Below are 26,959 nucleotides of genomic sequence, written 5' to 3' on the forward strand. Positions count from 1 at the left end.
GCGTTGTCATTCTGAATCCGGTCATGCAAACTCCCCTCCGGCGGCAAAAACCGCGAATTGGGAGACTTGAATGGCACGGGAAGAGCGGTTTTTGGAAGTTCTGGCGGAACTTGGGGGCAGTGCCGGTAACGGCAAGCTCCAGGCGGAGCTGGGCTGGCAGGACGCCACCTATGCGCGGGTGCAGGCGGCGCTGATCGAAGAGGGCAAGATCGTCAAAGGCCGGGGCCGGGGTGGCTCTGTGGCTCTGGCGGAGTCTGCCGCCGAGGAGGAGGAAGCATCGGCGCCCGTGGCGCAGCCCAAGCCCGCCGCCAAACCGGCCTCCCGCGCCAGCAACGGCGCCACCAGCTTCGAGCAGATTTTCAAGAACATCGACGATGTGCTTTGGAAAGAAGCCGGTTGCACCACCGAGCTGGACTATACCGAGCAGACCTCCTGGATGCTGTTTTTAAAATACCTGGACGATCTGGAGTTCACCCGCGCCACGGCGGCGGAGCTGCACGGCGCGGCCTATTCCCGCATCATCGCCGAGCCGCATAACTGGGCCTCCTGGGCCGCACCCAAGAAGCCGGACGGCTCCTTTGACCATGACCGCGCCCTCACCGGCTCGGACCTCATCGACTACGTGAACCGCGACCTCTTCCCCTACCTCCAAGGCTTCAAGGCCCGCGCCGCCGGGCCGGACACCATCGAGTACAAAATCGGCGAAATCTTCTCGGAAATCCGCAGCAAATTCCAGAGCGGTTATTCCCTGCGGGACGCGCTGGAGCTGATCGACGGGCTGCATTTCCGCTCCCAGGCCGAGAAGCACGAGCTGTCCCACCTCTACGAAGCCAAGATCAAGAACATGGGCAATGCGGGCCGCAATGGGGGCGAGTATTACACCCCGCGCCCGCTCATCCGCGCCATGATCGCGGTGACGAAGCCGCAAATCGGCGAGCGGATTTATGATGGTGCTGCCGGGTCTGCCGGGTTCTTGTGCGAGGCGTTCGAGTATCTGGCGCCCAAGGCCAAAACCACGGCGGAGCGCGAGATTCTGCAAAAACGCACCTTCTACGCCAAGGAGAAGAAGAGCCTCGCCTACGTCATCGCCATTATGAACATGATTTTGCATGGCATTGAGGCGCCCAACGTCATCCACACCAACACCCTGGCCGAGAATATCGCCGATATTCAGGATAAGGACCGTTTTGAGGTCATCCTCGCCAACCCGCCTTTTGGAGGCAAGGAGCGGCCGGAGGTGCAGCAGAACTTCCCCATCAAAACCGGGGAAACCGCCTTCCTGTTCCTCCAGCATTTCATCAAATCGCTGAAAGCCGGGGGGCGGGCCGCCATCGTCATCAAGAACACCTTCCTCTCCAACGCCGACAACGCCTCTCGCGCCCTGCGCCAGGAGCTACTGGAGAACTGCAATCTGCACACGGTGCTGGACTGCCCCAGTGGCACATTCCAGGGCGCGGGCGTGAAGACGGTGGTGCTGTTCTTCGAGAAGGGTGCCCCGACGCGGCGGGTTTGGTATTACCAGCTCGACCCCGGCCGCAGCATGGGCAAGAGCAGCGCCCTGAACGATGCCGACCTGGCCGAGTTTTTGCTCCTCCAGGCCAGCTTTGCGGACTCCGAGAAATCTTGGTCCGTGGATGCCGCCAGCATCGACCCGGCCAGTTTTGACCTGTCCGTAAAGAACCCCAACAAGGCCGACGAGGTGGCGCTGCGCGACCCGCAGCACATCATTGCCGACATTCTACGGCTGGATGCGGAGAGCGCGGAAATCCTTGAAGGCATCCGGGGGCTGTTTTGAGAGACGGGTGGACCTATCAGTCACTTGATGCGCTGGTTGAACTGGAATGGGTCGAGCTTGGCCGTGGGAAGGTCATTTCGAAATTAGACCTGGCTCAAACCCCTGGAACGTACCCCGTATACTCGTCGGCCAAGGAAGCGGACGGAAAGTTCGGAGAATATGGTCTTTACATGTTCGACGAAGAACTCATCACTTGGTCAGTGGACGGCGGCGGCCATCTATTTCATAGGCCTAAGCATCGCTTCTCGGTCACGAATGTCGGTGGTACACTCCGAATATTGCGGAGGGAGAAGCTAGATTATCGCTTCCTCTACTACATGCTCAGCTATGTCCAATCGACCATTCCATTTGATTGGGTCTTAAAGGCGCATCCTAGTGTTCTGCGGCGCTTATACACGCATTTGCCGGTTCCCGAACTCGGCGAACAGAAGCGCGTCGCCTCCATTCTCGATGAGGCCTTTGCGGGCATCGCAGCCGCAACCACCAACGCCGAGAAGAACCTCGCCAACGCTCGTTCCCTGGTTGATGTTGCTATCGAGGAGCAGTTAAGCCGCATCTCACAAGGTCAACACCAGAAAACGACTGTTGCCCAGCTCGCCGAGGACAGAAAGAATTCCATCCGCACGGGACCGTTTGGAAGCCAGCTATTGCACGGTGAGTTTGTTGATGAGGGCATCGCTGTTCTGGGCATTGATAACGTCGTTCAAAACCAATTCCGGTGGGATAAACGGCGCTATATTACGGCTGAAAAGTTCCAGGAGCTTACGCGGTACAGGGTTTTTCCGGGTGATGTTCTCATCTCCATCATGGGGACTTGCGGAAGGTGTGCCGTCGTCCCTGACGATATTCCGCTCGCAATCAACAGCAAGCACTTGTGCTGCATTTCGGTGGATCAATCGCTGTGTTTGCCCGAGTTCTTGAAGCTATATTTCTTGCATCACCCGATGGCGAAGAACTACCTCGAAGAGCGCGCTTCGGGGGCAATCATGGCTGGTCTCAATATGGGGATCATAAAGGATTTGCCTGTTCTTTTGCCATCCGTAAACGAACAAGCAGAGATCGTTATGACATGTGATAAGCTGTCCAGGGGCTTATCCGACCTCACAGTGCTTTATTCTCGTAAGCGTGCGCATCTGGCCGAACTCAAGCAGGCCATCCTCCGGCAAGCCTTCTCCGGCGAACTCACCGCACTGCCCGGCGCAGAAATGCAAGACGAAGCTGCATGAACGAGGCGGAAACCCGCGCTGAGCTGATCGACCCCGCGCTGAAACAAGCAGGCTGGGGCGTGGTGGAAGCCAGCCGGGTGCGCCGGGAGGAGATCACGCTGGGCCGCCTGCAAGGGGCGGGCAAACGCTCGGCCAGGGATATTGCCGATTACGTTCTCACCTACCGCAACCACAAGCTGGCGGTGATAGAAGCCAAGCGGCGGGATTTACCAGACACTGAGGGCGTCGGCCAGGCCAAGAAATACGCCGAAAAGCTTCAGGCCCGCTTCGCCTATTCCACCAATGGCGTCGGCATTTATGAGATCGACATGCACACCGGGGCGGAAGCCTACGTGCCCCGCTACCCCACGCCGGACGAACTCTGGGGCCGCGCCTTTGCCGCGCAGAACGCCTGGCGGGACCGCTTTGCCGCCATCCCGTTCGAGGACAAGAGCGGCACCTGGCAGGCCCGCTACTACCAGCACAACGCGGTGGAGAACACGCTGGAGGCCATCGCCAATGGCCGGAACAGAATCCTGCTCACCCTGGCCACCGGCACCGGCAAGACGTTCATCGCCTTCCAGCTCGCCTGGAAGCTGTTTCAGAGCCGCTGGAATATCAGCCGTGAACCTACCCGCCGCCCACGCATTCTGTTTCTGGCGGACCGTAACATTCTGGCGGACCAAGCCTATAACGCCTTCTCGGCCTTCCCCGAGGACGCGCTGGTCCGCATCGCCCCGGATGCCATCCGCAAAAAGGGCCGCGTGCCGAAGAATGGCAGTATATTCTTCACCATCTTCCAGACCTTTATGAGCGGCCGGGACGCAGACGGGAATTCCGCGCCGAATTTTGGCGACTATCCGCCGGATTTCTTCGATTTCATTATCATCGACGAATGCCACCGGGGCGGCGCGAACGATGAGGGGACATGGCGCGGTATTCTGGACCATTTCGCCCCAGCCGTGCAGCTTGGCCTCACCGCCACACCCAAGCGCAAGGATAACGTGGACACCTACGCCTATTTCGGCGAGCCGGTTTACACCTATTCGCTGAAAGAAGGCATCGATGATGGCTTCCTGACGCCCTTCAAGGTGCGGCAATTCGCCACCACGCTGGATGATTACGTCTACACGCCAGATGATGAGGTGGTGGATGGCACGGTCGAAGGCAAACGCTATACCGAGGGCGATTTCAACCGCATCATCGAGATAAAAACGCGAGAGGAATACCGCGTCCGCACCTTCATGGGCGAGATTGACCAGAGCCAGAAGACGCTGGTGTTCTGCGCCACACAGGATCACGCGGCGGCGGTCCGTGACCTCATCAACCAGGTGAAGACCAGCAAGGACCCGAATTACTGCGTGCGCGTTACGGCCAATGACGGGGCGCTGGGCGAGCAGTGGCTGCGGACGTTTCAGGATAACGAGAAGGCCATCCCCACCATTCTCACCACCAGCCAGAAGCTCTCGACGGGCGTGGATGCGCGGAACGTGCGGAACATCGTGCTGATGCGGCCGGTGAACTCCATGATCGAGTTCAAGCAGATCATCGGGCGCGGGACGCGGCTGTATGAGGGCAAGGACTATTTTACCATTCTGGACTTCGTGAAGGCCTATGAGCTGTTCAATGACCCGGAATGGGATGGCGAACCCATGGAGCCGGTCGCGGCCACGCCCCGCACCCTCACCATCGCCAAGGAGCCAGAGGCAGAAGTCAGGCAGGCTGAGGAGCCCGAACGCGGCCAACGCGTTAAAATCAAGCTGGCGGATGGCAAGGAGCGGACCATCCAGCATATCAGCACCACCAGCTTCTGGGGGCCGGATGGTAGGCCAATTTCCGCCAAGCAGTTCATGGAGAGCCTGTTCGGGCAGCTCCCGGAGCTGTTCAGGGACGAGGAAGAGCTGCGGACCATCTGGGGCCGCCCGGACACGCGCAAGGCACTGCTGAACACGCTGGCCGAACGGGGCTTTGGCGGCGAGCAGTTGGCCGAGATGGGCAAGGTGATTGACGCCCAGAAGAGCGACGTGTTCGATATTCTGGGCTATATCGCCTTCGCACTGCCACCGATCACTCGCGCCGAGCGGGTGGAAAAGCACCGGGACGAGATTTTACCCCGGTATGACGCCAAACTGCAGGCGTTCCTGGACTTCGTGATGGGCCAGTACGTGGCCCAGGGCGTGGAGGAGCTGGACCAGGACAAGCTAGCCCGGCTGCTGGAGCTACGCTACCAGACCCTGGCGGACGCCACCGCGGAGCTGGGGGCGGCGCCAGGCATCCGCGCGGCGTTTGTTGGGTTTCAGGAGCATCTGTTCAGCGAAGGCTCTCATTAAGATGGGAGACCAATTATGGAAACGGCCACACAGCGCGGCTAATGCGTTCAACCCCGCTCCCCATGCTCGCCCAAGGGCTGCGCGTGGGTCCGCGCCCCTACGGGGCCGCCCTACGGGCCGGGGTTTGAGCGCGCCGCTTTGCGCGGCTGATACGGATGTATCGCGAGGAAGGCTTCGCCTTCCGCTGCGCGGAATAGAGCGTTCGGCCTTCGGCCCGAATCGCTCGGAAGGCTGTTTTAGGAGGATCGTTATAGGAAGCAGGATTTGTTCTTGATTTGTTCTTGAGGCTATGCTATAGTGTAAATTTTTGGGGCAAATATTGTGAAAGCTAATAAGCACAGAGAGCTGTTATTTTGCCCGAGCAGGCACCGGACGATGTTCTGTGCTTAATGTATTAGCACGGCTGTTGCTGACGAGTACGGCCCTCGCGCCTGTAGGGCTTACCTACGCATGGGTTGCCTATTTTCAGCATGAACATATGACGGCTGCGATCATATGTGGCGCCAGCATCTTTCTCTTCATTGTTTGTCTGTTTGTTCTGTGGCGCGCAAAGTATGAACTCGCTGCCTCCACCTTTAAAGCGGAATCCATAGAAGCCGCTGATCACGAGAATACGGCCTTCTTACTCTTATACGTTATGCCTCTTTTTACATCTCAATTCGACACGCTCCAATGGCAGTTTTGGGTTCCGACCCTTGTGATTTTTGGAATAATTACGGCCACTGGATATAACTATCATTTTAATCCAATGTTGGGCTTACTGGGTTGGCATTTCTATAAGAGCCCGAATCTGAATGGTAGTGCGACTATCGGTGACGGGCGATTTTTCGTGTGAGCAGGCGGATATGGGCGAGGAAGAGCCATGCGGTGGCGCTGGTAACGGTGGCCTCGAAATCCCTTGCGAGACGTCGGCATCTGCCGAGCCAGGCGAAGGTTCTTTCTACCACCCAGCGCCGCGGCAGGAGTTCAAACCCGCTCGCGGCGTCGGAGCGCTTTACGATCTGTATGGTCCATTTGCCGATTTTGGCGAGGCGTCCATTGAGTTTAGGACCGGCATAACCGCCGTCAGCGAATATGTGCCGCAACCAGGGATACAGGGATTTGACGGATTTGAGCACGTCGGGCGCCCCGTCGCGGTCCTGAATACCGGCATGATGAACGACGGCACCGACGAGGTGGCCGATTGTATCTGTGATGATGTGGCGCTTGCGGCCCTTGATCTTCTTTCCGGCATCGAACCCGCGCGGCCCGCCGGCTTCGGTGGTCTTGACCGACTGACTGTCGATCACACCGGCTGTGGGCGAAGCCTCGCGTCCGGCCATTTCCCGCGCCTGCATGACTAGGACGTGATTGATGCGATCGAACGTGCCGTCACGACAGAAGCGGTAGAAATACCCCTGCACGGTGGTGAACGGAGCGAATTCCTTCGGGATCTGGCGCCACTGACAGCCGGTTGCCAGCATGTAGAAGATGGCCTCCACAATCCTTCGAAGCGCCACCCTTCGGGGTCGGCCTCGATGCTGCGGAGCGGGCATGAACGGCTCGATCATGGCCCATTCAGCGTCGGTGAGGTCGCTTGCGTAGCGCAATCCGGCCCGGCAATATCGTCGCCGAGCGATTTCAGTCCAGGTCATCGTGTCTCCGTCCGTCTTCGCAAACGAACTGAATCACAACTTACTGAAATCGCTCAACTATCTTTTTCGGTCCGGCTCTAAGGTCGAGTCGTCAGAGGGGGTAACTTTTATTCTTATTACGAAAAAGCACCTTCGCACGGCGGCACTCGAACTTAAGGTGGGTCAATTAACAGAATACCTTCTTCTCGACCTTGAGGGAAAATAGATGGCACAGCTATATGCAGCTTGTCGGCCGGCTGGAAGCTTGGTTGTTCGGCATATTCAAATGAACAGTCAGCTTCAAAACCAGCTCGCCGGAATATTTCAGGCTCAGAGTGCGGCGTTTTTTGACGGCATAAATACGGAAATTGATTTTACCGGAGACTGGAAGCCGGATGCCGACGAGATTTTAATAACTCGCGGTTTATCCGAAGCACAGGCCCTGTTTGCGGAAGCAAGTCAGAACGCTATCGCGCTTACCCCTTTAGACGTCAATAATTTTCAAAATGAGAGCATCAAAGCTCTCTTTACAATGATAGGAAGTGGACCAAACAGACGCCTATTGCTTCAGAGTTTTGGTCCCCAGCAAATACTTTCGAGTAAACTCTCCTTTCTTCATGATGGAAACGTGTTTCGGAAACTTACTGAACCAGCCTTTACTCTTGGCACTCAGCTTTTGGCCACGGTTGATACTGCGGGCGACGTCCGATTTAAAAGCTTTTCTCTATTGAGACGAGTGTTTGATTTAGGCAGTTTTTACAGGCAAGCTACTGATTTAGAGCTAAGCACATTCTGCGGCCATTCTAGTTTGGCTATAGCTGATGTAGCGGCATTTATCGCGGGAGCAGATGAAGGAATTAGAAAAGCTGTTCATACGGTGGTCAAAGTTGACGTGCTCGGCAATCATCCTGTCACCGATATTGAACATAAGGCCGCAGCAATAGGTCTTTCGTTAAACATCAATGGTGGACGCATAGAGGTTCCTCTGGATCGAAAGGGAGCTAAGGCTTTTTTTAGCTTTTTGCTCAACAAGGTTTATCGCGGTCCCATCAACAACCAACTATTTATAACGAACTCAAATCGTCCCCTTAATTAATGAATTCGTACAGAAATGAGGGAGATTTATGCTGTTTTCGTCTAGAAAAAATCAAGACCAGCAGATCACTCGTCTATATAAGAATGCGATGATCAACGTAATCGACAACACCTTCCGCAATATCGGCTTCGAGCCTATTGCGATGAAGATCAATGTCGAGCAAACTTTTCGTCAACTTTCGTTCTCAACCGATGCCAAGGCGATCTGACCCATGGCGCAAGACCAAGCTGCCTTCGAGGCATTGTTGAATCAGCTCATATCCCATTGGGAGAGTGAGGTAGTTGAGTTCAAGCGCGGGAAAGACGGGTTTTCGAGCAGCGATCTGGGCAAGTATCTCTCGGCACTGGCCAATGAAGCCAATTTGCGTGGGCAGGACCGCGCCTGGTTAGTGTTCGGTGTGGATGACAAGACCCGCGCCGTGGTTGGCACAACCTATAAGGAAACCCCAGAACATTTGCAGGCGGATAAACAGCAGATTCTGAATGGAACGGGAAGTTTTACTTTCCGCGATATTCATGTCCTGAATCACAAGGATGGCCGGGTCATCCTGTTCGAAATCCCGGCGGCCCCGCGCGGCATGCCAATTTCGTGGAACGGGCATTACTATGGCCGCGCTGGCGAAAGCCTCGCGGCACTCGGGCAAGACAAGCTCGACGATATTCGCGGGCAGACCCTGGCGACCGACTGGACGGCGCAGGTGGTAGAGAAAGCATCGATCGCAGATCTAGATCCAAACGCCCTGAAAATCGCCCGCGAACGGTTTATCGCCAAGCACGCCAACCGCATCACGCCAGAAGAAGTGGACAATTGGAGCGATGTCGCCTTGCTGGACCGGGCCAAGGTAACACAGAGCGGGAAAATAACGCGTACGGCCCTTTTGCTGCTTGGTCGGCCCGAATCCGCCTGGTACCTCTCCCCGCATCCGGCGGAAATTACCTGGAAGCTTGAAGGGGAAGAGCGCGCCTACGAGCATTTCGGACCGCCCTTCCTGCTGGCGTCGTCCCTGGTGTTTGCCCGCATCCGCAACATCCAGCTGCGTATTTTGCCAGAAAATGAGCTGCTCGCGCACGAGGTGGCGAAATACGACCAGAGGGTGGTGCTGGAGGCCCTGCATAACTGTATCGCTCACCAGGATTATACCCGCGCCGGGCGGATCGTGGTGATTGAACGACCAGACAGGTTGGTTTTGGAGAATCAAGGGGACTTCTTCGAGGGGCAGCCAGAAGATTACGTACTTACCGAGCGGGTGCCGCATCGCTATCGCAACCCGTTTCTCGCGCAGGCCATGACTGAGCTGAATATGATTGATCATATGGGCTATGGGATACAGGACATCTACCGTCGGCAACGTCAACGGTTTTTCCCGCTCCCCGATTATGATCTCAGTGAACCTCACGTGGTTCGCTTGACTATCCACGGACGGGTGGTTGATCCGGCCTATAGTCGTCTGCTTATGCAACAGACGGGCCTACCTCTATCTGATGTGTTGGCGTTGGACCGGGTGCAGAAACGGTTGCCGATCACAGAGGATGCCGCGAGCCACCTGCGCCGCACGCATCTGATCGAAGGGCGCAAACCCAATTACCATGTCTCAGCCGTCGTGGCGGAGGCGACGGCAAAAAAGGCCGATTACATCCGCATGCGGGCGCAAGACGATACCTTCTATGCTAAGCTTTTGACCGACTACTTAGAAAGGTTTGGGCAGGCGAGCAGGGGGGATATTACCCAACTATTGACCACTAAGCTCAGCGACGCGTTAGACGACAAACAAAAACATAGCAAAATCAGTAATTTGCTTACAAAGCTCCGTCGAAAAGGTATGATTGTAAATACCGGTTCTGATGCCGTACCCTGCTGGCGGTTAGCAGAGAGATCGACGGAGAAAAAATAGAAAGTTGCAGAGGGTTTTCTTTCAATGTTTAGTTAATTCAAATACTTAGTTCTCTCTGCACATGTAGATTTGCAGAGAGGCTTCAAAAGAGAACGCCATGAAGCTGAAATTCAAGGCCCAACCCTACCAGATCAATGCCGTCGATTCGATGATCGATTGCTTGCTGGGTGCCAATGCAGACGGGCTATGCGCAGTTCGTGGATGTAGTGGGGTGAGGGAAAGAGACCATAGTGGAAGAGGGACGGTAAAAACGTAAATTGCTATTTCGTGGTAATTTATGTGGGGTAAATCACAAATTCTAATTATAACATATTGAAATAAAACACAAAAACAAAACAGTTCTACAGACACCCTCTCCGCCAGTTTCGCTTTTCACGCGATCTCAATCAGTCTCAACCACCTGAAATTTCTTCACTTTCCTCCGTGACGGTGTCCTAATCTGAAGTTTTTACTTGGGAATGACCTGAACGTGGCGGATAGCCTCGCGTAGCGCTGATTTCTTGCGAGCGTTTTGTGTCCATAAATGGGGCTTGCGGTGCGACTCGATCTGTGATTCGCTCGGGTTATGTTCATCGATGTGGTTCCGAATGGCCGATCGGCGCCGGCCGTGCTGTTGCGGGAGAGTTTCCGCGAGGGGCGGAAGGTTCACAAGCGTACCATCGCCAATCTGAGCCAGATGCCGCCCGCGTTGATCGATGGCCTACGAGCGCTGCTCGCGGGTGGCGCGGTGGTTGGTGGTGCCGATCAGGCGCTGGAGATCCGGCGTTCGCTGCCGCATGGTCATGTGGCGGCGGCACTCGGGATGATGCGCAAGCTCGGGATACCCCGCCTGCTGGGCCGGAGGGCGTCGCGCGAGCGCAGTCTCGCCCTGGCGCTGATCGCCGGCCGGGTGATCGCGCCGGGATCGAAGCTCTCGACCCTGCGCGGCCTGAACCCGGAGACCGCAACATCGAGCCTCGGGCAGATGCTTGATCTCGGTGTCATTGAAGAGCGCGAGATCTATGCGGCGCTGGACTGGCTGGGCACGCAGCAGGGGCGGATCGAACGGGAGTTTGCAAGGCGCCATCTGCGCGACGGCACGCTGGTGCTCTACGACGTCAGTTCATCCTACCTCGAAGGCCGGCATTGCGAACTGGCACACCACGGATACAGCCGGGATCACCGGCCCGATCGGCCGCAGATCGTCTATGGTCTGCTGTGCGATCGCGAGGGGCGGCCGATCGCAGTGGAAGTGTTCGAAGGCAACACCGCCGATCCGGCGACGATCGCCGCCCAGGTGGAGAAACTCAAGCGCCGGTTCCATCTCGAGCGCGTCGTCCTGGTGGGTGATCGCGGAATGATCACCACGGCGCGGATCCGCGAGACGATCAAGCCGGCGGGGCTGGACTGGATCAGCTGCCTGCGCGCGGGGCAGATCCAGGATCTTGCCGAGGGACCGCTGCAGATGTCGCTGTTCGACGAGCGCGATATCGCCGCGATCACGTCGCCCGATTATCCGGGCGAGCGGCTGATCGCCTGTCGCAACGCCGCCCTGGCGACCGAACGACGGCGCAAGCGCGAGGCGCTGCTCGTGGCCACCGAGACGGAACTGGCGCGGATCCGGGATGCGACACGGCGCAAACGCGCTCCTCTTCATGGCGAGGCCGCGATCGGGCTGGCGGTGGGGGCGGTGATCAACCAGCGCAAGATGGCCAAGCATTTCGATCTCACCATCACCGCCAGCCGCTTCGATTTCCAGCGCAACGCCGCCAGCATCGCGCGCGAGGCGGCCCTCGACGGCATCTATGTCATCCGCACCAGTGTGAGCGCGGACGTCATGAGCGAGACCGAAGCCGTGTCAGCCTACAAGGATCTCTCACGGGTGGAACGGGCGTTCCGGTCCCTCAAATCGGTCGATCTCGCGATCCGCCCGGTGCATCACTGGCTCTCGCCGCGGGTGCGTGCCCACGTCTTCCTCTGCATGATGGCCTATTACGTCGAATGGCATCTGCGCGACGCCCTCAAGCCCCTGCTGTTCCAGGATCACGACCGGCCAGGCGCGGAAACTGAACGCTCATCGCCGGTTGCCCCCGCATCGATATCCCCGGCCGCCGATCGCAAGCGCGGGCGACGCCGCAACGACCAGAACCTGCCGATTTCGAGCTTCACCGACCTGATGGCGCATCTCGCCACACAGACCCTCAACACCGCCTCCCTACCCAAGGCGCCGAACGCCACCTTCACCGCTCTGGCAAACCCCACGTCGCTGCAAACCACCGCCTTCGCCCTGATCGGGATCGACCCCATGCGTGTCCAGTAAGCGGCAAAATCAGATCTCGAAGTTCACCGATAAATACAGGGAATTTGCTTTCGAATCAGTGAAAACTTCAGCCTAATCCGTCTCACGAGATACCCCTCAATCTCGGGGCGCCCTGGGGTCGGATGCGGGGTATGGGACAGGAGGCAGGGGTATGCTCACTGACATCGCCATCCGCAAGGCGCAGGCACAGGCGCGGGACAAGCCTTACAAGATGTTCGATTCCAATGGCTTGTTCCTGCTGGCTGTCCCGCGTCAGCACCAATGGCACAGATTTGAGGTTGTGATTTAAGCTGAAGTTTTTACTTGGGAATGACCTGAACGTGGCGGATAGCCTCGCGTAGCGCTGATTTCTTGCGAGCGTTTTGTGTCCATAAATGGGGCTTGCGGTGCGACTCGATCTGTGATTCGCTCGGGTTATGTTCATCGATGTGGTTCCGAATGGCCGATCGGCGCCGGCCGTGCTGTTGCGGGAGAGTTTCCGCGAGGGGCGGAAGGTTCACAAGCGTACCATCGCCAATCTGAGCCAGATGCCGCCCGCGTTGATCGATGGCCTACGAGCGCTGCTCGCGGGTGGCGCGGTGGTTGGTGGTGCCGATCAGGCGCTGGAGATCCGGCGTTCGCTGCCGCATGGTCATGTGGCGGCGGCACTCGGGATGATGCGCAAGCTCGGGATACCCCGCCTGCTGGGCCGGAGGGCGTCGCGCGAGCGCAGTCTCGCCCTGGCGCTGATCGCCGGCCGGGTGATCGCGCCGGGATCGAAGCTCTCGACCCTGCGCGGCCTGAACCCGGAGACCGCAACATCGAGCCTCGGGCAGATGCTTGATCTCGGTGTCATTGAAGAGCGCGAGATCTATGCGGCGCTGGACTGGCTGGGCACGCAGCAGGGGCGGATCGAACGGGAGTTTGCAAGGCGCCATCTGCGCGACGGCACGCTGGTGCTCTACGACGTCAGTTCATCCTACCTCGAAGGCCGGCATTGCGAACTGGCACACCACGGATACAGCCGGGATCACCGGCCCGATCGGCCGCAGATCGTCTATGGTCTGCTGTGCGATCGCGAGGGGCGGCCGATCGCAGTGGAAGTGTTCGAAGGCAACACCGCCGATCCGGCGACGATCGCCGCCCAGGTGGAGAAACTCAAGCGCCGGTTCCATCTCGAGCGCGTCGTCCTGGTGGGTGATCGCGGAATGATCACCACGGCGCGGATCCGCGAGACGATCAAGCCGGCGGGGCTGGACTGGATCAGCTGCCTGCGCGCGGGGCAGATCCAGGATCTTGCCGAGGGACCGCTGCAGATGTCGCTGTTCGACGAGCGCGATATCGCCGCGATCACGTCGCCCGATTATCCGGGCGAGCGGCTGATCGCCTGTCGCAACGCCGCCCTGGCGACCGAACGACGGCGCAAGCGCGAGGCGCTGCTCGTGGCCACCGAGACGGAACTGGCGCGGATCCGGGATGCGACACGGCGCAAACGCGCTCCTCTTCATGGCGAGGCCGCGATCGGGCTGGCGGTGGGGGCGGTGATCAACCAGCGCAAGATGGCCAAGCATTTCGATCTCACCATCACCGCCAGCCGCTTCGATTTCCAGCGCAACGCCGCCAGCATCGCGCGCGAGGCGGCCCTCGACGGCATCTATGTCATCCGCACCAGTGTGAGCGCGGACGTCATGAGCGAGACCGAAGCCGTGTCAGCCTACAAGGATCTCTCACGGGTGGAACGGGCGTTCCGGTCCCTCAAATCGGTCGATCTCGCGATCCGCCCGGTGCATCACTGGCTCTCGCCGCGGGTGCGTGCCCACGTCTTCCTCTGCATGATGGCCTATTACGTCGAATGGCATCTGCGCGACGCCCTCAAGCCCCTGCTGTTCCAGGATCACGACCGGCCAGGCGCGGAAACTGAACGCTCATCGCCGGTTGCCCCCGCATCGATATCCCCGGCCGCCGATCGCAAGCGCGGGCGACGCCGCAACGACCAGAACCTGCCGATTTCGAGCTTCACCGACCTGATGGCGCATCTCGCCACACAGACCCTCAACACCGCCTCCCTACCCAAGGCGCCGAACGCCACCTTCACCGCTCTGGCAAACCCCACGTCGCTGCAAACCACCGCCTTCGCCCTGATCGGGATCGACCCCATGCGTGTCCAGTAAGCGGCAAAATCAGATCTCGAAGTTCACCGATAAATACAGGGAATTTGCTTTCGAATCAGTGAAAACTTCAGTTTAAGGAGGGTTGGGGCTTCGTCGCCGTGACGAAGGAACGAAGATGAAGCCCCAACCCTCCTTGAAAAGATCGCCAGCCAAGTCCCCTGCGGAAGCGGTGGTGAAGGACATCCGGCGGCAGACCCGGCGGCATTTTTCGGCTGAGGACAAGATCCGCATCGTGCTTGATGGCCTGCGCGGCGAGGACAGCATCGCCGCGCTATGCCGCAAGGAAGGCATCGCGCAGAGCCTGTATTACACCTGGTCGAAGGAATTTATGGAAGCCGGCAAGCGCCGCCTGGCTGACGACACCGCCCGTGCCGCGACCACCGGCGAGGTGCAGGACCTGCGCCGCGAAGCCCGTGCCCTGAAGGAATGCGTTGCCGATCTGACGCTCGAAAACCGCCTGCTCAAAAAAAGCATGATCGCGGATGGGGACGACGACGCATGAGGTATCCCGCATCGGAGAAACTCGAAATCATCCGGATCGTCGAGCAAGCGCTACACCGTGCGATTTACCGATGAACGCCAATACTTTGTGTCGGAAGCCACGGTCTACCGCCTGCTCAGGGCGCATGACCTGATCACCAGCCCGGCCTATGTCGTGATCAAGGCCGCCGACGCATTCCACACAAAGACCACCCGGCCGAACGAGATGTGGCAGACCGATTTCACCTACTTCAAGATCATCGGCTGGGGCTGGATGTATCTGTCGACCGTGCTGGACGACTTCTCGCGCTATATCATCGCCTGGAAGCTGTGCACCAACATGCGCGCCGAAGATGTCACCGACACGCTGGACCTCGCGCTTGCGGCGTCCGGTTGCGACAGCGCCACCGTGCTGCACAAACCCCGGCTGCTCAGCGACAACGGCCCAAGCTACATCGCGGGCGAACTGGCCGAATACATCGAGACCAACAAGATGAGACACGTCCGAGGCGCCCCGATGCACCCCCAGCCCCAGGGCAAGATCGAGCGCTGGCACCAGACCCTGAAAAACCGCATCCTCTTGGAAAACTACTTCCTGCCCGGTGACCTCGAGGCCCAGATCAAGGCCTTCGTCGAAAACTACAACCACCGGCGCTATCACGAAAGCCTGAATAACGTGACGCCCGCAGACGCCTACTTCGGCAGGGCCCCGGCCATCATCAAGCAGCGCGAAAGGATTAAACGGAAGACCATCGAACATCGGCGCTTGCAACACCGCAAGCTTGCCACCTCGCATCAACCCCCAGACGAGGCCCCCTCTCCGCTAATCTACGCCGCAATCTGCGCCAAATGTTCTGACGACGGACGATATGCGCTTCTCGACGCAAGCGTAGGCCGCTTCTTCATCGTGGAAATGCGCGGCGGACAGAATCCCGTTCATGACCCATAACCCCTTGTGACTTCTAGCTTATTAGCCGGAGTGGGTACGTCAAGTATGATATCGTCAATTAATTTACAACCTACAAGAGATTATCTATTTTATTGAACACGCGAACTAAATTTAATATTAACTCCCTTTAATTCGATGCGCCGTTCGCACGAGGCGGGCAAACGATGAAGCGGTGATGAGTTTGCAAGATATCGAAACGATTGAAAGAATACGTAATGTTTTTCTATTGATATAAATTCGATGTATTTTCAATAATAATCAAAATAGTAAAATATTAATTTGTTTTACCGTCATAACCAGGATCGGCTTGGAAATAAAATCCATGAAGAATCAACTGATTCACGACGCATTCATGCGAACGGTAGCTCTTTTTCCGAAGCGTATTGCAGTAACTTGTGATGATGCCGCCTGGACCTATGCCGAACTGGAGCAGAAATCGCGAGAAATGGCGGAGGCGCTTTTGCGCCAAGGTATCGCCAGAGGAAATCGCGTCGCCATTCTTGCCGAACGGCGGGCCGAACTGATCTGGACGGTATTGGGCGCATTGCGAGCCGGGGCGGTGTTCGTGATCATGGATTGGAGCTATCCGGCGAAGAGGCTGGAAACCTTCATTTCAACGTGCCGTCCGCAGATGATCATTCCGGCCGGGGGAGATGGGGTCAGGGCGCTCGCCAATGACCTTGCGCATGAGACATCCGTGAAGATGTTCGAAATGCTAACAGAGGTGACTGACATTGATCGCCCGTACGAGGCCAGTGAGCAGCCAGCGATCAGCCCGGATACCGATCTTGCCTACATGCTCTTTACGTCGGGGAGCACGGGAACACCCAAGGGCATCGCGTGCAATCACGCCGCTCTCGTGCATTTCATTGGCTGGCACACCGAGCAGTTCGGGCTTGTCGCGGACGACAAGTTTTCCATGCTTTCGGGACTCTCCCACGACCCCGTGCTGCGTGACATTTTCACCCCGCTTTCAATCGGCGCAACCCTCGCCATCCCGCGCCAATGCGAAATCACCGAACCCGGCCGGCTGCGGTCGTGGTTAGAGAAAAACCAGGTGACCGTGGCGCATCTTACACCGCCGACGGGACAATTGCTGCTGGCCAGCGGGGCGGATGCCGTCACCCTTCCCGCACTGCGCAGGATGTTCTGGGGCGGGGACCAGCTATCGCCAAGACTGCTCGCGGCTGTCTCACGGTTCGCCCCGAATGCGGAACACGTGAACTTCTATGGATCTAGCGAGACCCCCCAGGCCGTCAGCTTCTACCGGTTCCGCCGCGACGAGGGGTGGACGAGTGTGCCGATCGGTGGAGGAGTTGAGGGGTTCAAGGTTCTTATCATCGGGCCGGATCGACAGCCGCGTTTCGACCGGGAACCAGGAGAAATCGCCATCCAGTCACGGTTTCTCAGCCTTGGCTACGTCCGCGATGGCGTGCTGATCGAACCGCAAGACCGTGGGGTCGACGCCGCGACCGGCGAAGCCGTGTATTACACCGGCGATCAGGGGCGCTACCTTAAGGATGGCAACGTATTGATGATGGGCCGTGGCGACGATCAGATCAAGATACGCGGCTTCAGGGTAGAGCTTTCGGAAGTCACCAGCGCGCTGCAAGCCTGTCCTGGAGTCGCGATGGCGGTAGCTCTGCCGCTGCGGGACGGGGACCGTGCCAGCATCGAGGCGTTTGTCGCGCATGACGGTGCGATTCGGCTGGATCAGGCCGCGATCACCGCACGCCTCGCGCTGACGCTTCCAACCTACATGATGCCGCGCAAGATCTGGCTGTTCGAGGGCAGGCTGCCCACGCTCCCGAACGGTAAGTTTGATCGCTCAGCCCTGATCGAGCACGCGCGAAGCGCCGGTTTTGCTGAGGCGGAAGCGCGACATCCCGCAACGTCCGCACAGGCGGAAGCGCTTCGTCGTCGCTGGCAGGAGATATTCGCCGGTGAGGAGGTCAGAGCCTCATCGACCTTCGCCGAACTTGGTGGAGACAGCCTCTCTTATGTCGAGGCGTTTCTGGCTGCGGAAGAGGTCGTTGGCGAACTTCCCGTCGACTGGCAGGAAAGGAGCATTGCGGAACTCTCGGCAAAAGGGAAGACAACCTCGCGCTGGTGGACTTCGGTGGATAGTTTCATGGCCATTCGCGCCGTGGCGATCGCACTCGTCGTCGCATATCATTTCAGACTGACGAAGCTGGGAGATGGGGAAACTGGCGCCTTGTTTCTGGTTTCGGGCTATCTTTTCGGACGGATGCAGTTGCGGGAGATTTTTTCGGGAGGAGCGGCACACCGTATCCTGACATCGATCAAGAACATTCTGCTACCGACCATCGGCTTCACCCTCCTCGCGACGATCGCCAGCTTCTGGCAAGGCCACCCTCCGCCGCCGAGTCTTTTCATGCTCGGCACCGACCTCGTAAATTATCCCGCGCTGATTGCCCGCCACGTTCCTGTTTTCAGGCATGTTATTCTGTTCTGGTACGTTCACGCGCTGATCCAGAACCTGTTCATCATCTACCTCGCCCTCCAGTTCGCCCCCGCCCGCTGGAAGACCGCTCGATCCCTGCGGCCCTTCACGCTTGCGCTTCTAGGCGTTGGCATGGTGGCTAAATTCGGATTGCCCGTGCTTATACAGCCCGGCTTTCTTACCCAGGGGGCGCCAGAATTGTCGCTCGCGCAGATCTCGCCGATCGGAAATTTCGCGACTTTCGCTCTCGGCATTCTCGTGGCCAACGCCGGCAGCCAAGGGCAAAAATTCAGCGCCACGATCACGGCTTTCATCTTCGCCCTGCTGGACGGTCCGACCTATGGCTGGCTGAATGCGATCCCGCTTTTTCTCGCAGTATTGCTGATCCTGTACGTTCCACGAATCAAGCTGCCTAAAGCCGCCTCGGGAGTGGTTCTCGCGCTGTCCGGCGCGTCACTCTTCATCTATCTCGGTCATGTGTATGTGGGCTTCTTTGTGGGCAAGCTATTTCACGCCTCGGCAACCGCGAAGTGGAGTCTAGCGCTACTTGGCGGCGTTGGAATGCATAGGATGTGGGAGCGGCGTTCGCTGAAAGGGCTCTTCCGCCGAGCCAGACAAACAAGGCCAGAGTTCGGTATCGAACCAGATCCCTTTGGCGGAAACTAACCCGGATTTCTCAGTGCGCCGCGACGGCGCGTAACACCCGTGGAGGGAGGCGCCACTCCAAAGCGGGCCGCCGCCGCCCGCGAGCGAGCGCTCGGCAGCGGGCGGCGCAGTTGTTTGCCCGTCATGGCCATATCCTGCCTCTTGGCCCCGATTTAAGAACGTTGCAAAATCGCATCGCCGGGACATGCCGGCTTTTTTCATCTCGACGGGCCACCCGCCAGGTTGGCTTCTCGCCGCGAAGGGGGCGGCTGCGTGCATGCTTACTGTCGACGAATGGACCATGCTCGGCACCTGGGCCGCACCCGCAATATCGGCGCTCGGCTTCCTGCTGATCCGCAACCAGTTGAGGGGCGATCGCGAAGCGCTGGAGACGCAGACAAGCTGGCAAATCTACAATGTCGGCGGGAACATCCTGCAAACATTCATCAGCCACCCCGAGTGCCGGCCCTATTTCTACGACGGCTTGCCTCTTCCTTCCGAGGAACCCCTGCGCAGCAAGGTCCTGGCCGTGAACGAACTGATCTGCGACCACATGGAAAACATCATCCTGCACCGCGATGCGATCGACGCGGAGACGTATCAGGTGTGGGTGGTGTACATGCAGGGGCTTTATAATCGCAGCCCCACAATGCGCGGGTTCCTGGCCGTGGACTGCGAGGGCTACCGCTATTCACGCCAATTGCTCGATCTGCTCGACGATGGAATGCGCAAACAGGTGGGCCAGCAGGCCTGGCTTGTCGAGCAGCGCGACGCGGCCGCGGCGGCCAGCGCATCATCCGGTCGGAAAGCGCCGTCCGATCGCATCAAGATGCTCTGATTTTCAACATGATCGAGCACAGCATCCGATCCGAATGGATTGGAACGTGCTCTACGCCGGCGGATAGCGCATGAGGGTAATCGGCTTGCCGACATAGCTGTCCTGCTCGATGGTCTGCCAGCCCAGTCTCTCGTAAAGCGCCGCCTGGTCGGCAGTGTACAGGTAGAACGGCATCTCCAGCGCGCCCGCATAGTCCATCACATGTTGGACGAGCGCGCCGCCAATGCCGCGGCGGCGCCACGACGGCAGAACAAGCACATTCGCCAGCCAGGGGCCGAGGGCCGGCCGCGTGGGCAGGTCGTGTGGCACGATGCTGGCGATGCCCACCAATTCGCCGTTCGCGCGGGCACCGAAGAATTTGGGAATGGTGACCGAGGCATCCAGCGAGCGGGCGATGTCGTTCTGATTCTGCGCCCATGTTGCATCCGACTCGTATCGTGCCCATTCCTGATAGATCCACTGTGCGGCCAGCTCTGATTCGCGGCCTTCGCGGAGTACGGAAATGTCATGGCTGCTCATGGTGGTCTCCGTCGCATTTCGCATTTACGTCCCTCAACGGTAGCTGTTTTTGGCCGGCGCAACAAAGATCGGGCCATGACCGGAGACAACCATGATGAAAACGCGGCCCGCCGCAAGGACCCGGCGTATGGCTCGGCGATCGGGACAAGCCAGTTCCAGGCATGTCCGGGAGGGTGACGCGAGAACCGTCGCTTGACCCATGACGAGCCGCGCCGGCGATGGCGCGCGAAGCCGGCGCCCCCCATTCTGCGCTCTGATGTCATTGCCGGGCCGCGAGGCGGCATGGCAGACTGAACGGACGCAGACTGGAGGTCCCGCCGTGGCCGAGCATCCCCGGATTCACCGCATCCTGTCCCCCGCCGACGGCACCGAGGTCGCCGCCCGCGCCCTTGTCGCGCCGGCCGAGATCGAGCGGACGCTGGAGCGGGCCGCCGCCGCGCAAAAGGCCTGGCGGCGCGTCGGTCTCGCCGAACGGATGGCGATCTGCGAGCGCTTCGTTGCGCATTTCACCGCCAATGGTGCTGCGATCGCCGCCGAGATCAGCGCGCAGATGGGCCGGCCGGTGAGCCAGACGCCGGGGGAGATCCGCGGCGTCGCCGAACGCGCGCGGATGATGATCGCGCTCGCCGGCGAGTCGCTCGCACCGGTCCGGCCCACGCCGGTCGCCGGCTTCGAGCGGTTCATCACCCGCGAGCCGCTCGGCGTCGTCTTCGTCATCGGCGCCTGGAACTATCCCTGTCTGATCACCGTCAACAGCGTCGTTCCCGCGCTGCTTGCCGGCAACGCGGTGGTGCTGAAACAGGCCTCGCAGACGCTGCTCTGCGCCGAGCGTTTCGCCGAATCCTTCGCCGCCGCCGGCCTGCCGGAGCATGTCTTCCAGGTGCTCCACCTCGCCAATGCCGACGCCGAGGCGGTGATCCGCGATCCGCGCGTCGATTTCATCGCCTTCACCGGCTCGGTGGCCACCGGCCATCGCGTCGTCCGCGCCGCCGCCGAGCGCTTCGCCGGCATCGGCCTCGAACTCGGCGGCAAGGACCCCGCCTATGTCCGGCGCGATGCCGATATCGTCCACGCCGCCGACAACCTGGTCGACGGCGCGTTCTTCAATTCCGGCCAGTCCTGCTGCGGGATCGAGCGGATCTATGTCGATGCCGCGATATATGACGATTTCATCGCCCGCTTCGTCGAGACCACCAACGCCTACCGGCTCGGCCATTCGCTCGACCCGGCGACCACGCTGGGCCCGATGGTCAACGCCGCCGGGGCCGATTTCGTACGCGGGCAGATCGCAGACGCAATCGCCGCCGGTGCCACCGCGCTGATCGACGAGGTGCGGTTCCCCGCAAGCCGGCCCGGCACGCCCTATCTCGCGCCCCAGGTGCTGGTGGATGTCGATCACCGGATGGACGTGATGCGCAGCGAGAGCTTCGGCCCGGTCGTCGGCATCATGAAGGTCGGCTCGGACGAGGAGGCGATCGGCCTGATGAACGACAGCCCCTATGGCCTCACCGCCTCGGTCTGGACACGGGACATGGAGGCCGCGGCGCGCATCGGCGGCGAGATCGAGACCGGCACCGTGTTCATGAACCGCTGCGACTATCTCGACCCGGCGCTGGCCTGGGTCGGGGTGAAGGATTCCGGCCGCGGCTGCACCCTCTCGCGGATCGGCTTCGAGCATCTCACCCGGCCGAAATCCTTCCACCTGAAAGCCGTGCCCTGACGCATCGTCCGGCCCGGGCAGGATCAGTCCAGCCGGACCATGACGTGGCGGACCACGGTATAATCCTCCAGCGCGTAGGCGGAGAGATCCTTGCCGTAGCCCGACCGCTTCAGCCCGCCATGCGGCATTTCGTTGGCGAGCATGAAGTGGCAATTCACCCAGGTCGCGCCATAGCGCAGCCCGGCGGCCAGGCGCATCGCCCGCCCGACATCGCGCGTCCAGACCGATGAGGCGAGGCCGTAATCGGAGTCGTTTGCCCAGACGATCGCCTGCTCGGGATCGGTGAAGCGCGTGACGGACACGACGGGGCCGAACACTTCGCGGCGCACGATCTCGTCGTCCTGCGCCGCACCGGCAATCACGGTGGGTTCGTAATAGAACCCCGCCCCCGCCGCATCGCGCCCGCCGGCGACGACCTCGACATGCGGCAGCGCCGCCGCGCGGGCGACGAAGCCGCCCACCCGCTCACGCTGGCGCGCCGAGATCACCGGGCCGATATCGTTCTCGGAATCATCCGCCCGGTCGTAACGGAGCTTCGCCACCGCCGAAGCGAGATCGGCCACGAACCGGTCATAGACCTTGGCTCCGGCATAGACCCGGCAGGCCGCCGTGCAGTCCTGTCCGGAATTGTAGTATCCGAAGTCCCGCACCGCGGCGACGGCGGCGTCGATATCGGCGTCGTCGAAGATGATCACCGGCGCCTTGCCGCCGAGTTCGAGATGGGTGCGCTTGATCGAGGTCGAGGCCGCCTGGATCACCCGCTCGCCGGTGCCGATCGAGCCGGTGAGCGAGATCATCGCCACCCCCGGCGTGTCGATCAGCGCCTGGCCGGTGCTCGGCCCGCGCCCCGAAATCACGTTGAGCACGCCCTCTGGCAGAATGCCGGCGGCGAGCCTTGCGAGCTTCAGCGCGGTCAGCGGCGTCAGTTCCGAGGGCTTGAGCACGACCGTGTTGCCGGCGGCGAGAGCGGGGGCGATCTTCCACGCCGCCATCATCAGCGGATAGTTCCACGGCGCGATCTGCGCGACCGGGCCGACCGGATCGCGCCGGATCATCGAGGTGTGACCGGCCAGATACTCCCCCGCCGCACTGCCGGACAGGCAGCGGGCGGCGCCGGCGAAGAAGCGGAAACAGTCGACGATGGCGGGCATCTCGTCGCGCAGCACGGCCGGGCGCGGCTTGCCGCAGTTCAGCGCCTCCAGCGCGGCGAAATCCTCCGCCTCCGCCTCGATCGCATCGGCGAGGCGCAGCAGCAGCGCCGCGCGCTCGCCCGGCGGCAGCGCCGCATAGGCGGGAAAGGCGCGCCCGGCGGCTTCCACCGCGCGGGCCACCTGGCCGGCATCGGCCTCGGCGATCTCGGCGATCACCGCACCCGTCCGGGGGTTGACCACCGGCACCGGCGCGCCCGCGCCCGCCTCGAACGCGCCGCCGATCAGCAGATGCGTCGGCAGGGTTGCGGTCGGTGCCATCTCAGCCTCCCGCCCCTTCATGGACCGCGCGTTCCTCGGCCGCGATTTCTGCCGCCCGGCTCGCGATCGCCTCGCGGCTGATCGGCGGGCCGGGGAAGCGCACCCGCGCCACGCCGAACCAGAGCACCAGCATCAGCACGATCAGGCCGAGACCATAGGTGATCAGGATATCGTTGGGCGGCTGGATGCCGATATAGATCAGCACGAACACGCCGATGATCGAGACGACCGCGAGCGGCTTCGAGAGCGCGCCGAGGCGGAACGGGCCGAACTCGGTCCAGGTCTTGCCCTCGGCGAACAGCCCGGCCGCGACCGGCATGGCGTAGGAGATATAGAGGAACATCGCGCAGCCCGCCGCCAGCGCCGCGAAGGCCGGCGAATACAGCGTCGCCGCGACCGAGAGCACCGCGGTCAGCCAGATCGCGCCGACCGGCGTGCGGTGCGTCGGGCTCACCCGCCGCCAGATCGCGTGGCCGGGCAGCCCGCCATCGCGCGCGAAGGCGAAGATCATCCGCGAGGTCGAGGTCACCCCCGCCAGCGCGCAGAGATAGTTGGCGACGACGATGCCGACATAGAGCAGGTATTTCACCGGCAGGATCACCGGCAGCCCGGCGAGCAGGTTGAAGAACACGTTGCCGCCCTGCGCCGCCGCCTTGCCGAGATCCGGCATCGCCAGCAGGATCGCGGCCTCCATCACCAGGCCGAAGGCGAACGACCAGAACACCGAATTGATGATCCCGCGCGGCACGGTGCGCCGTGCGTTCACCGTCTCTTCCGATGTGTGGGCCGCGCCGTCGAACCCGGTGATGGTGTAGAGCGGCAGCAGCAGCCCGAGCATGAAGAGGTAGAACAGGTTGCCGCTATGCGGCACCACCCCGCCGCCGGCCTTGCCGGAATAGTTGATGAAGGTGAACAGCCGCGAGACATCGTAATGCTGCGCGCCCACCAGCATCGCGATGGTCAGCACGATGGCGATGAAGAAGATCAGGTAGCCGGAGAAATCGGTCAGCCGCGTGGTGGTGCGAATGCCCATGTGGTTGAACGCGCCCTGGCTCGCGGTGATCAGGACGACGGCGATGGTCTGCTGCCAGAACCCCCAGTGCGACGTGTCGATATGGAACATGTTGCCGAGGATCAGGCTGGTGAACAGGTCGTAGGCGCCGACATTCACCGAGGCGACGACGAAGATCAGCCCGAGCAGGTTGACGAAGGCGGTCGCCCAGCCCCAGCCCCGCCCGCCGAGCAGCGACGACCAGTGATACAGCGCGCCGGCCGTCGGGTAGGCGGAGGCGATCTGCGCCATCGACAGCGCGATCACCATCGAAAAGATCGACCCCACGATCCAGCCGACGAACACGCCCCCCGGCCCGGCGGCGGAGAACGCCGCCTGGAACGAGGTGATTCCGCCCGCCAGGATGCAGATGATCGAGAAGGCGATTGCGAAGTTGGAAAATCCGTGCATGCGCCGGACAGTTCCTGCGCATAGCCCATCTTGTGCAGCGTTGCGGTATCCTCGCGAGGATCCGGCCTCATCCTGGTCGTTCGACATCTCCGTCTCCCATGTTGACCGTCAGGCCGTGTGCGCCGGGCTTTCCCGCCCGGTCGTGCTGTCAGGCATCGTTCGCGCGCCGAGCTTGCGGCGCACCGCCTCGGGCGAGGCGCCATGCAGCCGGCGGCAGGCCGCGAGAAGGCGCTCACCTCGGAATAGCCGAGCAGTTCGGCGACCGCGGCGATCGAGAGATGCGGCTCGGCGAGATACATCAGCGCGAGCCGCGCCCGACCTGGTCGATGCACCCGGAATAGGTGAGGCCGTACTCGGCGAGCCGGCGCTGCAGCGTCCAGCGCGGCAGGCCGAGGCTTGCGGCCACGCGGTCGATCCGCCGGGCCCTCGGGCAGCTTCCTGCGGATCTCGCTCGTCACCGCGCCGAGCAGGTCGCGCGGCGCCGCCGCCGCCGATCCGGCGCAGCTCCTCGCCAGGGCGGCGAAGCGCGCCGGGTCGCGCGCCGGCATCGGCCGGTCCAGCCCCGCCGCGCGGAAGCTGATCGCGTTCGCCGGGCGGCGAAGAACACCGGCGCGCCGAACGCCGCCGCATGCGCCTGCGCCTGTTCCGGCGCCGGGTGCTCGAACCAGACCTCCTCGATCTCCAGCGCGCCGCCGAGCGCGCGCCGCAGCAGGTTGGCGAACATCCCCATCGTCAGCTCGGCATCCTGCCGTCGCGACCAGATCCGCGGATCGACGACGTATTCCAGCCGCAGCGATCGCCCCTCCGCGCAGGCGGGTTTCGGTATTCTGCTGGTGCTCGATGAAGTGGCGGGCGAAAGCCGCCAGCCGGTGCCGACATCCGGCCGCCCAGCGCGAGTGGCCGATCAGCCCGAGCGCCTCGGCTGGAATGCTGGCCGAAGCGCAGGCCGAAATGCGTATCGCCGCTGCGCGCCGCCGCCCGTTCCATCATCGCGACATAGCGCGCCAGCGGCACGGTGGCGCAGGGGTCCTCAAGGTCGCGCGGATCGAATCCCGCCTCGCCGAGCACCAGGTCCGGGTCGGCCCCCGCGCCACGGATGAACGAAGTCACCCCGGACGCCGCGGCGGCGAGCACATGGCAGGATGTCGATCCGGACGCGGCGGCAGGCAGACCCATGATCCCCTTCAATCCGTCGGTGCCGCGCCAGAATGCCGGGCGGCGCGGCCGTTGCGCAACGAAATTCGGCAGTCTGCCGACTGTGGCAAATTCCGCCCGTGCCGCTTTGACATCTGAACACAAACCCGCGCGATCGCCGCTTGTCGCCGAATGTCAAGATCGTCACACTGGGCTCATGCAATAGTCCGCCGGGAGGTGCGATCATGAACAACGATCTGTCTGCACAGAACATCACCGCGTCCGGCGGCATGACGCTCGACGAACTGCGCGCGGCGGTCGATGCCGGAGCGATCGACACGATCGTGATGGCGGCGCCCGACATGCAGGGGCGGTTGCAGGGCAAGCGGGTGATGCCCCGCTTCTTCCTCGACAACGTCCTGACCGACGCCTCGGAGGGCTGCAACTATCTGCTCGCCGTCGATGTCGAGATGACGCCGGTCTCCGGCTATGATTTCGCCTCCTGGGACCGCGGCTATGGCGATTTCGTCTTCCGCCCCGATCTCGCGACCCTGCGCCGCGCCGCCTGGCAGGAGGGCGCCGCGATCGTGCTCTGCGACATCGCGCTGCATGACGGCACCCTGGCGCCGGTCGCCCCGCGCAGCATCCTGCGCCGCCAGCTCGACCGTCTCGCCGCCACGGGCCTGACCGCGCTCGCCGCGACCGAGCTGGAATTCATGCTCTTCCGCAACACCTATGAAGAGTGCATGCGGCGCGGCTATCGCGATCTCGATCCGGCCAATCTCTACAATGTCGATTATTCCATCCTCGGCACCGCCAAGGTGGAAAAGGTCATCCGCGCCATCCGCAACGCGCTCGAGGCGTCGGCATCCGCGTCGAGAACTCCAAGGGCGAGTGCAA

19 protein-coding genes and 2 pseudogenes are annotated in these 26,959 nt (G+C 61.1%); 15 read left to right on the top strand and 6 right to left on the bottom strand.

Going from position 1 to position 26,959, the window contains the following annotated elements:
- Positions 1-70 precede the first annotated feature (70 nt).
- From ACIDOCELLA78_RS000000110695 to ACIDOCELLA78_RS000000110710, 4 genes are all read left to right on the top strand, one after another.
- Positions 71-1,795: an N-6 DNA methylase gene (locus tag ACIDOCELLA78_RS000000110695; protein ID WP_201729559.1), complete on the top strand. Its 1,725-nt coding sequence runs from the start codon at positions 71-73 to the stop codon at positions 1,793-1,795.
- The gene (locus ACIDOCELLA78_RS000000110700; RefSeq protein ID WP_201729560.1) at positions 1,792-3,021 is read left to right on the top strand and encodes a restriction endonuclease subunit S; all 1,230 of its coding nucleotides are present in this window, start codon (positions 1,792-1,794) and stop codon (positions 3,019-3,021) included. The genes ACIDOCELLA78_RS000000110695 and ACIDOCELLA78_RS000000110700 overlap by 4 nt, the downstream gene beginning before the upstream one ends.
- Complete coding sequence (gene hsdR, locus ACIDOCELLA78_RS000000110705) at positions 3,018-5,330, top strand: EcoAI/FtnUII family type I restriction enzme subunit R (protein ID WP_201729561.1); 2,313 nt, start codon at positions 3,018-3,020, stop codon at positions 5,328-5,330. The genes ACIDOCELLA78_RS000000110700 and hsdR overlap by 4 nt, the downstream gene beginning before the upstream one ends.
- A 406-nt stretch (positions 5,331-5,736) precedes the next feature.
- Positions 5,737-6,165 carry a hypothetical protein gene (locus tag ACIDOCELLA78_RS000000110710; protein WP_214006289.1) on the top strand — a complete coding sequence of 143 codons (429 nt, stop codon included), beginning with the start codon at positions 5,737-5,739 and terminating at the stop codon, positions 6,163-6,165.
- Here ACIDOCELLA78_RS000000110710 and ACIDOCELLA78_RS000000110715 read toward each other — a convergent pair.
- Entirely contained in the window at positions 6,137-6,964 is an 828-nt protein-coding gene (locus ACIDOCELLA78_RS000000110715) for an IS5 family transposase (RefSeq protein ID WP_201727504.1), read from the bottom strand. The genes ACIDOCELLA78_RS000000110710 and ACIDOCELLA78_RS000000110715 overlap by 29 nt on opposite strands.
- A 205-nt stretch (positions 6,965-7,169) precedes the next feature.
- On the opposite strand from ACIDOCELLA78_RS000000110715, the gene ACIDOCELLA78_RS000000110720 reads away from it, so the two are divergent.
- From ACIDOCELLA78_RS000000110720 to ACIDOCELLA78_RS000000110760, 9 genes and pseudogenes are all read left to right on the top strand, one after another.
- Positions 7,170-8,039, top strand: coding sequence for a hypothetical protein (locus tag ACIDOCELLA78_RS000000110720; RefSeq protein WP_201729563.1), 870 nt, complete (start codon positions 7,170-7,172; stop codon positions 8,037-8,039).
- Between the two features lie 28 nt (positions 8,040-8,067).
- On the top strand, positions 8,068-8,247 hold the full coding sequence (locus ACIDOCELLA78_RS000000110725; RefSeq protein ID WP_201729564.1) for a hypothetical protein: 180 nt from the start codon (positions 8,068-8,070) through the stop codon (positions 8,245-8,247).
- Between the two features lie 3 nt (positions 8,248-8,250).
- Positions 8,251-9,930, top strand: coding sequence for an RNA-binding domain-containing protein (locus ACIDOCELLA78_RS000000110730; RefSeq protein ID WP_201729565.1), 1,680 nt, complete (start codon positions 8,251-8,253; stop codon positions 9,928-9,930).
- A 565-nt stretch (positions 9,931-10,495) separates the two neighbouring features.
- Positions 10,496-12,229, top strand: coding sequence for an IS1634 family transposase (locus tag ACIDOCELLA78_RS000000110735; protein WP_201727483.1), 1,734 nt, complete (start codon positions 10,496-10,498; stop codon positions 12,227-12,229).
- Positions 12,230-12,380: 151 nt separating this feature from the next.
- Entirely contained in the window at positions 12,381-12,518 is a 138-nt protein-coding gene (locus tag ACIDOCELLA78_RS000000110740; protein ID WP_249676549.1) for a hypothetical protein, read from the top strand.
- Between the two features lie 127 nt (positions 12,519-12,645).
- Complete coding sequence (locus tag ACIDOCELLA78_RS000000110745) at positions 12,646-14,379, top strand: IS1634 family transposase (RefSeq protein ID WP_201727483.1); 1,734 nt, start codon at positions 12,646-12,648, stop codon at positions 14,377-14,379.
- A gap of 115 nt (positions 14,380-14,494) precedes the next feature.
- Positions 14,495-15,646 (top strand): annotated as a pseudogene (locus tag ACIDOCELLA78_RS000000110750) (IS3 family transposase); the annotation flags it as partial.
- Positions 15,647-16,130: 484 nt separating this feature from the next.
- A complete protein-coding gene (locus tag ACIDOCELLA78_RS000000110755) occupies positions 16,131-18,938 on the top strand; it encodes an amino acid adenylation domain-containing protein (RefSeq protein WP_201729566.1) in 2,808 nt (935 codons plus the stop codon).
- 184 nt (positions 18,939-19,122) lie between these two features.
- Positions 19,123-19,755, top strand: coding sequence for a hypothetical protein (locus tag ACIDOCELLA78_RS000000110760; protein WP_201729567.1), 633 nt, complete (start codon positions 19,123-19,125; stop codon positions 19,753-19,755).
- Positions 19,756-19,806: 51 nt separating this feature from the next.
- Here ACIDOCELLA78_RS000000110760 and ACIDOCELLA78_RS000000110765 read toward each other — a convergent pair whose 3' ends face one another.
- Entirely contained in the window at positions 19,807-20,274 is a 468-nt protein-coding gene (locus ACIDOCELLA78_RS000000110765; RefSeq protein ID WP_201729568.1) for a GNAT family N-acetyltransferase, read from the bottom strand.
- A 319-nt stretch (positions 20,275-20,593) separates the two neighbouring features.
- On the opposite strand from ACIDOCELLA78_RS000000110765, the gene ACIDOCELLA78_RS000000110770 reads away from it, so the two are divergent.
- Positions 20,594-21,994, top strand: coding sequence for an aldehyde dehydrogenase family protein (locus ACIDOCELLA78_RS000000110770; RefSeq protein WP_201729569.1), 1,401 nt, complete (start codon positions 20,594-20,596; stop codon positions 21,992-21,994).
- 23 nt (positions 21,995-22,017) lie between these two features.
- Here ACIDOCELLA78_RS000000110770 and ACIDOCELLA78_RS000000110775 read toward each other — a convergent pair whose 3' ends face one another.
- From ACIDOCELLA78_RS000000110775 to ACIDOCELLA78_RS000000110790, 4 genes are all read right to left on the bottom strand, one after another.
- Positions 22,018-23,484: a gamma-aminobutyraldehyde dehydrogenase gene (locus tag ACIDOCELLA78_RS000000110775; protein ID WP_201729570.1), complete on the bottom strand. Its 1,467-nt coding sequence runs from the start codon at positions 23,482-23,484 to the stop codon at positions 22,018-22,020.
- Positions 23,465-24,925, bottom strand: coding sequence for an amino acid permease (locus ACIDOCELLA78_RS000000110780; protein WP_249676552.1), 1,461 nt, complete (start codon positions 24,923-24,925; stop codon positions 23,465-23,467). The genes ACIDOCELLA78_RS000000110775 and ACIDOCELLA78_RS000000110780 overlap by 20 nt, the downstream gene beginning before the upstream one ends.
- Before the next feature lie 454 nt (positions 24,926-25,379).
- Positions 25,380-25,751 (bottom strand): AraC family transcriptional regulator ligand-binding domain-containing protein, encoded by a 372-nt coding sequence (locus ACIDOCELLA78_RS000000110785; RefSeq protein ID WP_307850947.1) that lies wholly within the window; start codon positions 25,749-25,751, stop codon positions 25,380-25,382.
- Positions 25,658-26,101 (bottom strand): AraC family transcriptional regulator ligand-binding domain-containing protein, encoded by a 444-nt coding sequence (locus tag ACIDOCELLA78_RS000000110790; RefSeq protein ID WP_283770863.1) that lies wholly within the window; start codon positions 26,099-26,101, stop codon positions 25,658-25,660. The genes ACIDOCELLA78_RS000000110785 and ACIDOCELLA78_RS000000110790 overlap by 94 nt, the downstream gene beginning before the upstream one ends.
- 203 nt (positions 26,102-26,304) lie before the next feature.
- Between ACIDOCELLA78_RS000000110790 and ACIDOCELLA78_RS000000110795 the strand changes: the two are divergent.
- A pseudogene (locus tag ACIDOCELLA78_RS000000110795) lies at positions 26,305-26,959 on the top strand (glutamine synthetase); the annotation flags it as partial.

Source organism: Acidocella sp. C78, from assembly GCF_907164655.1.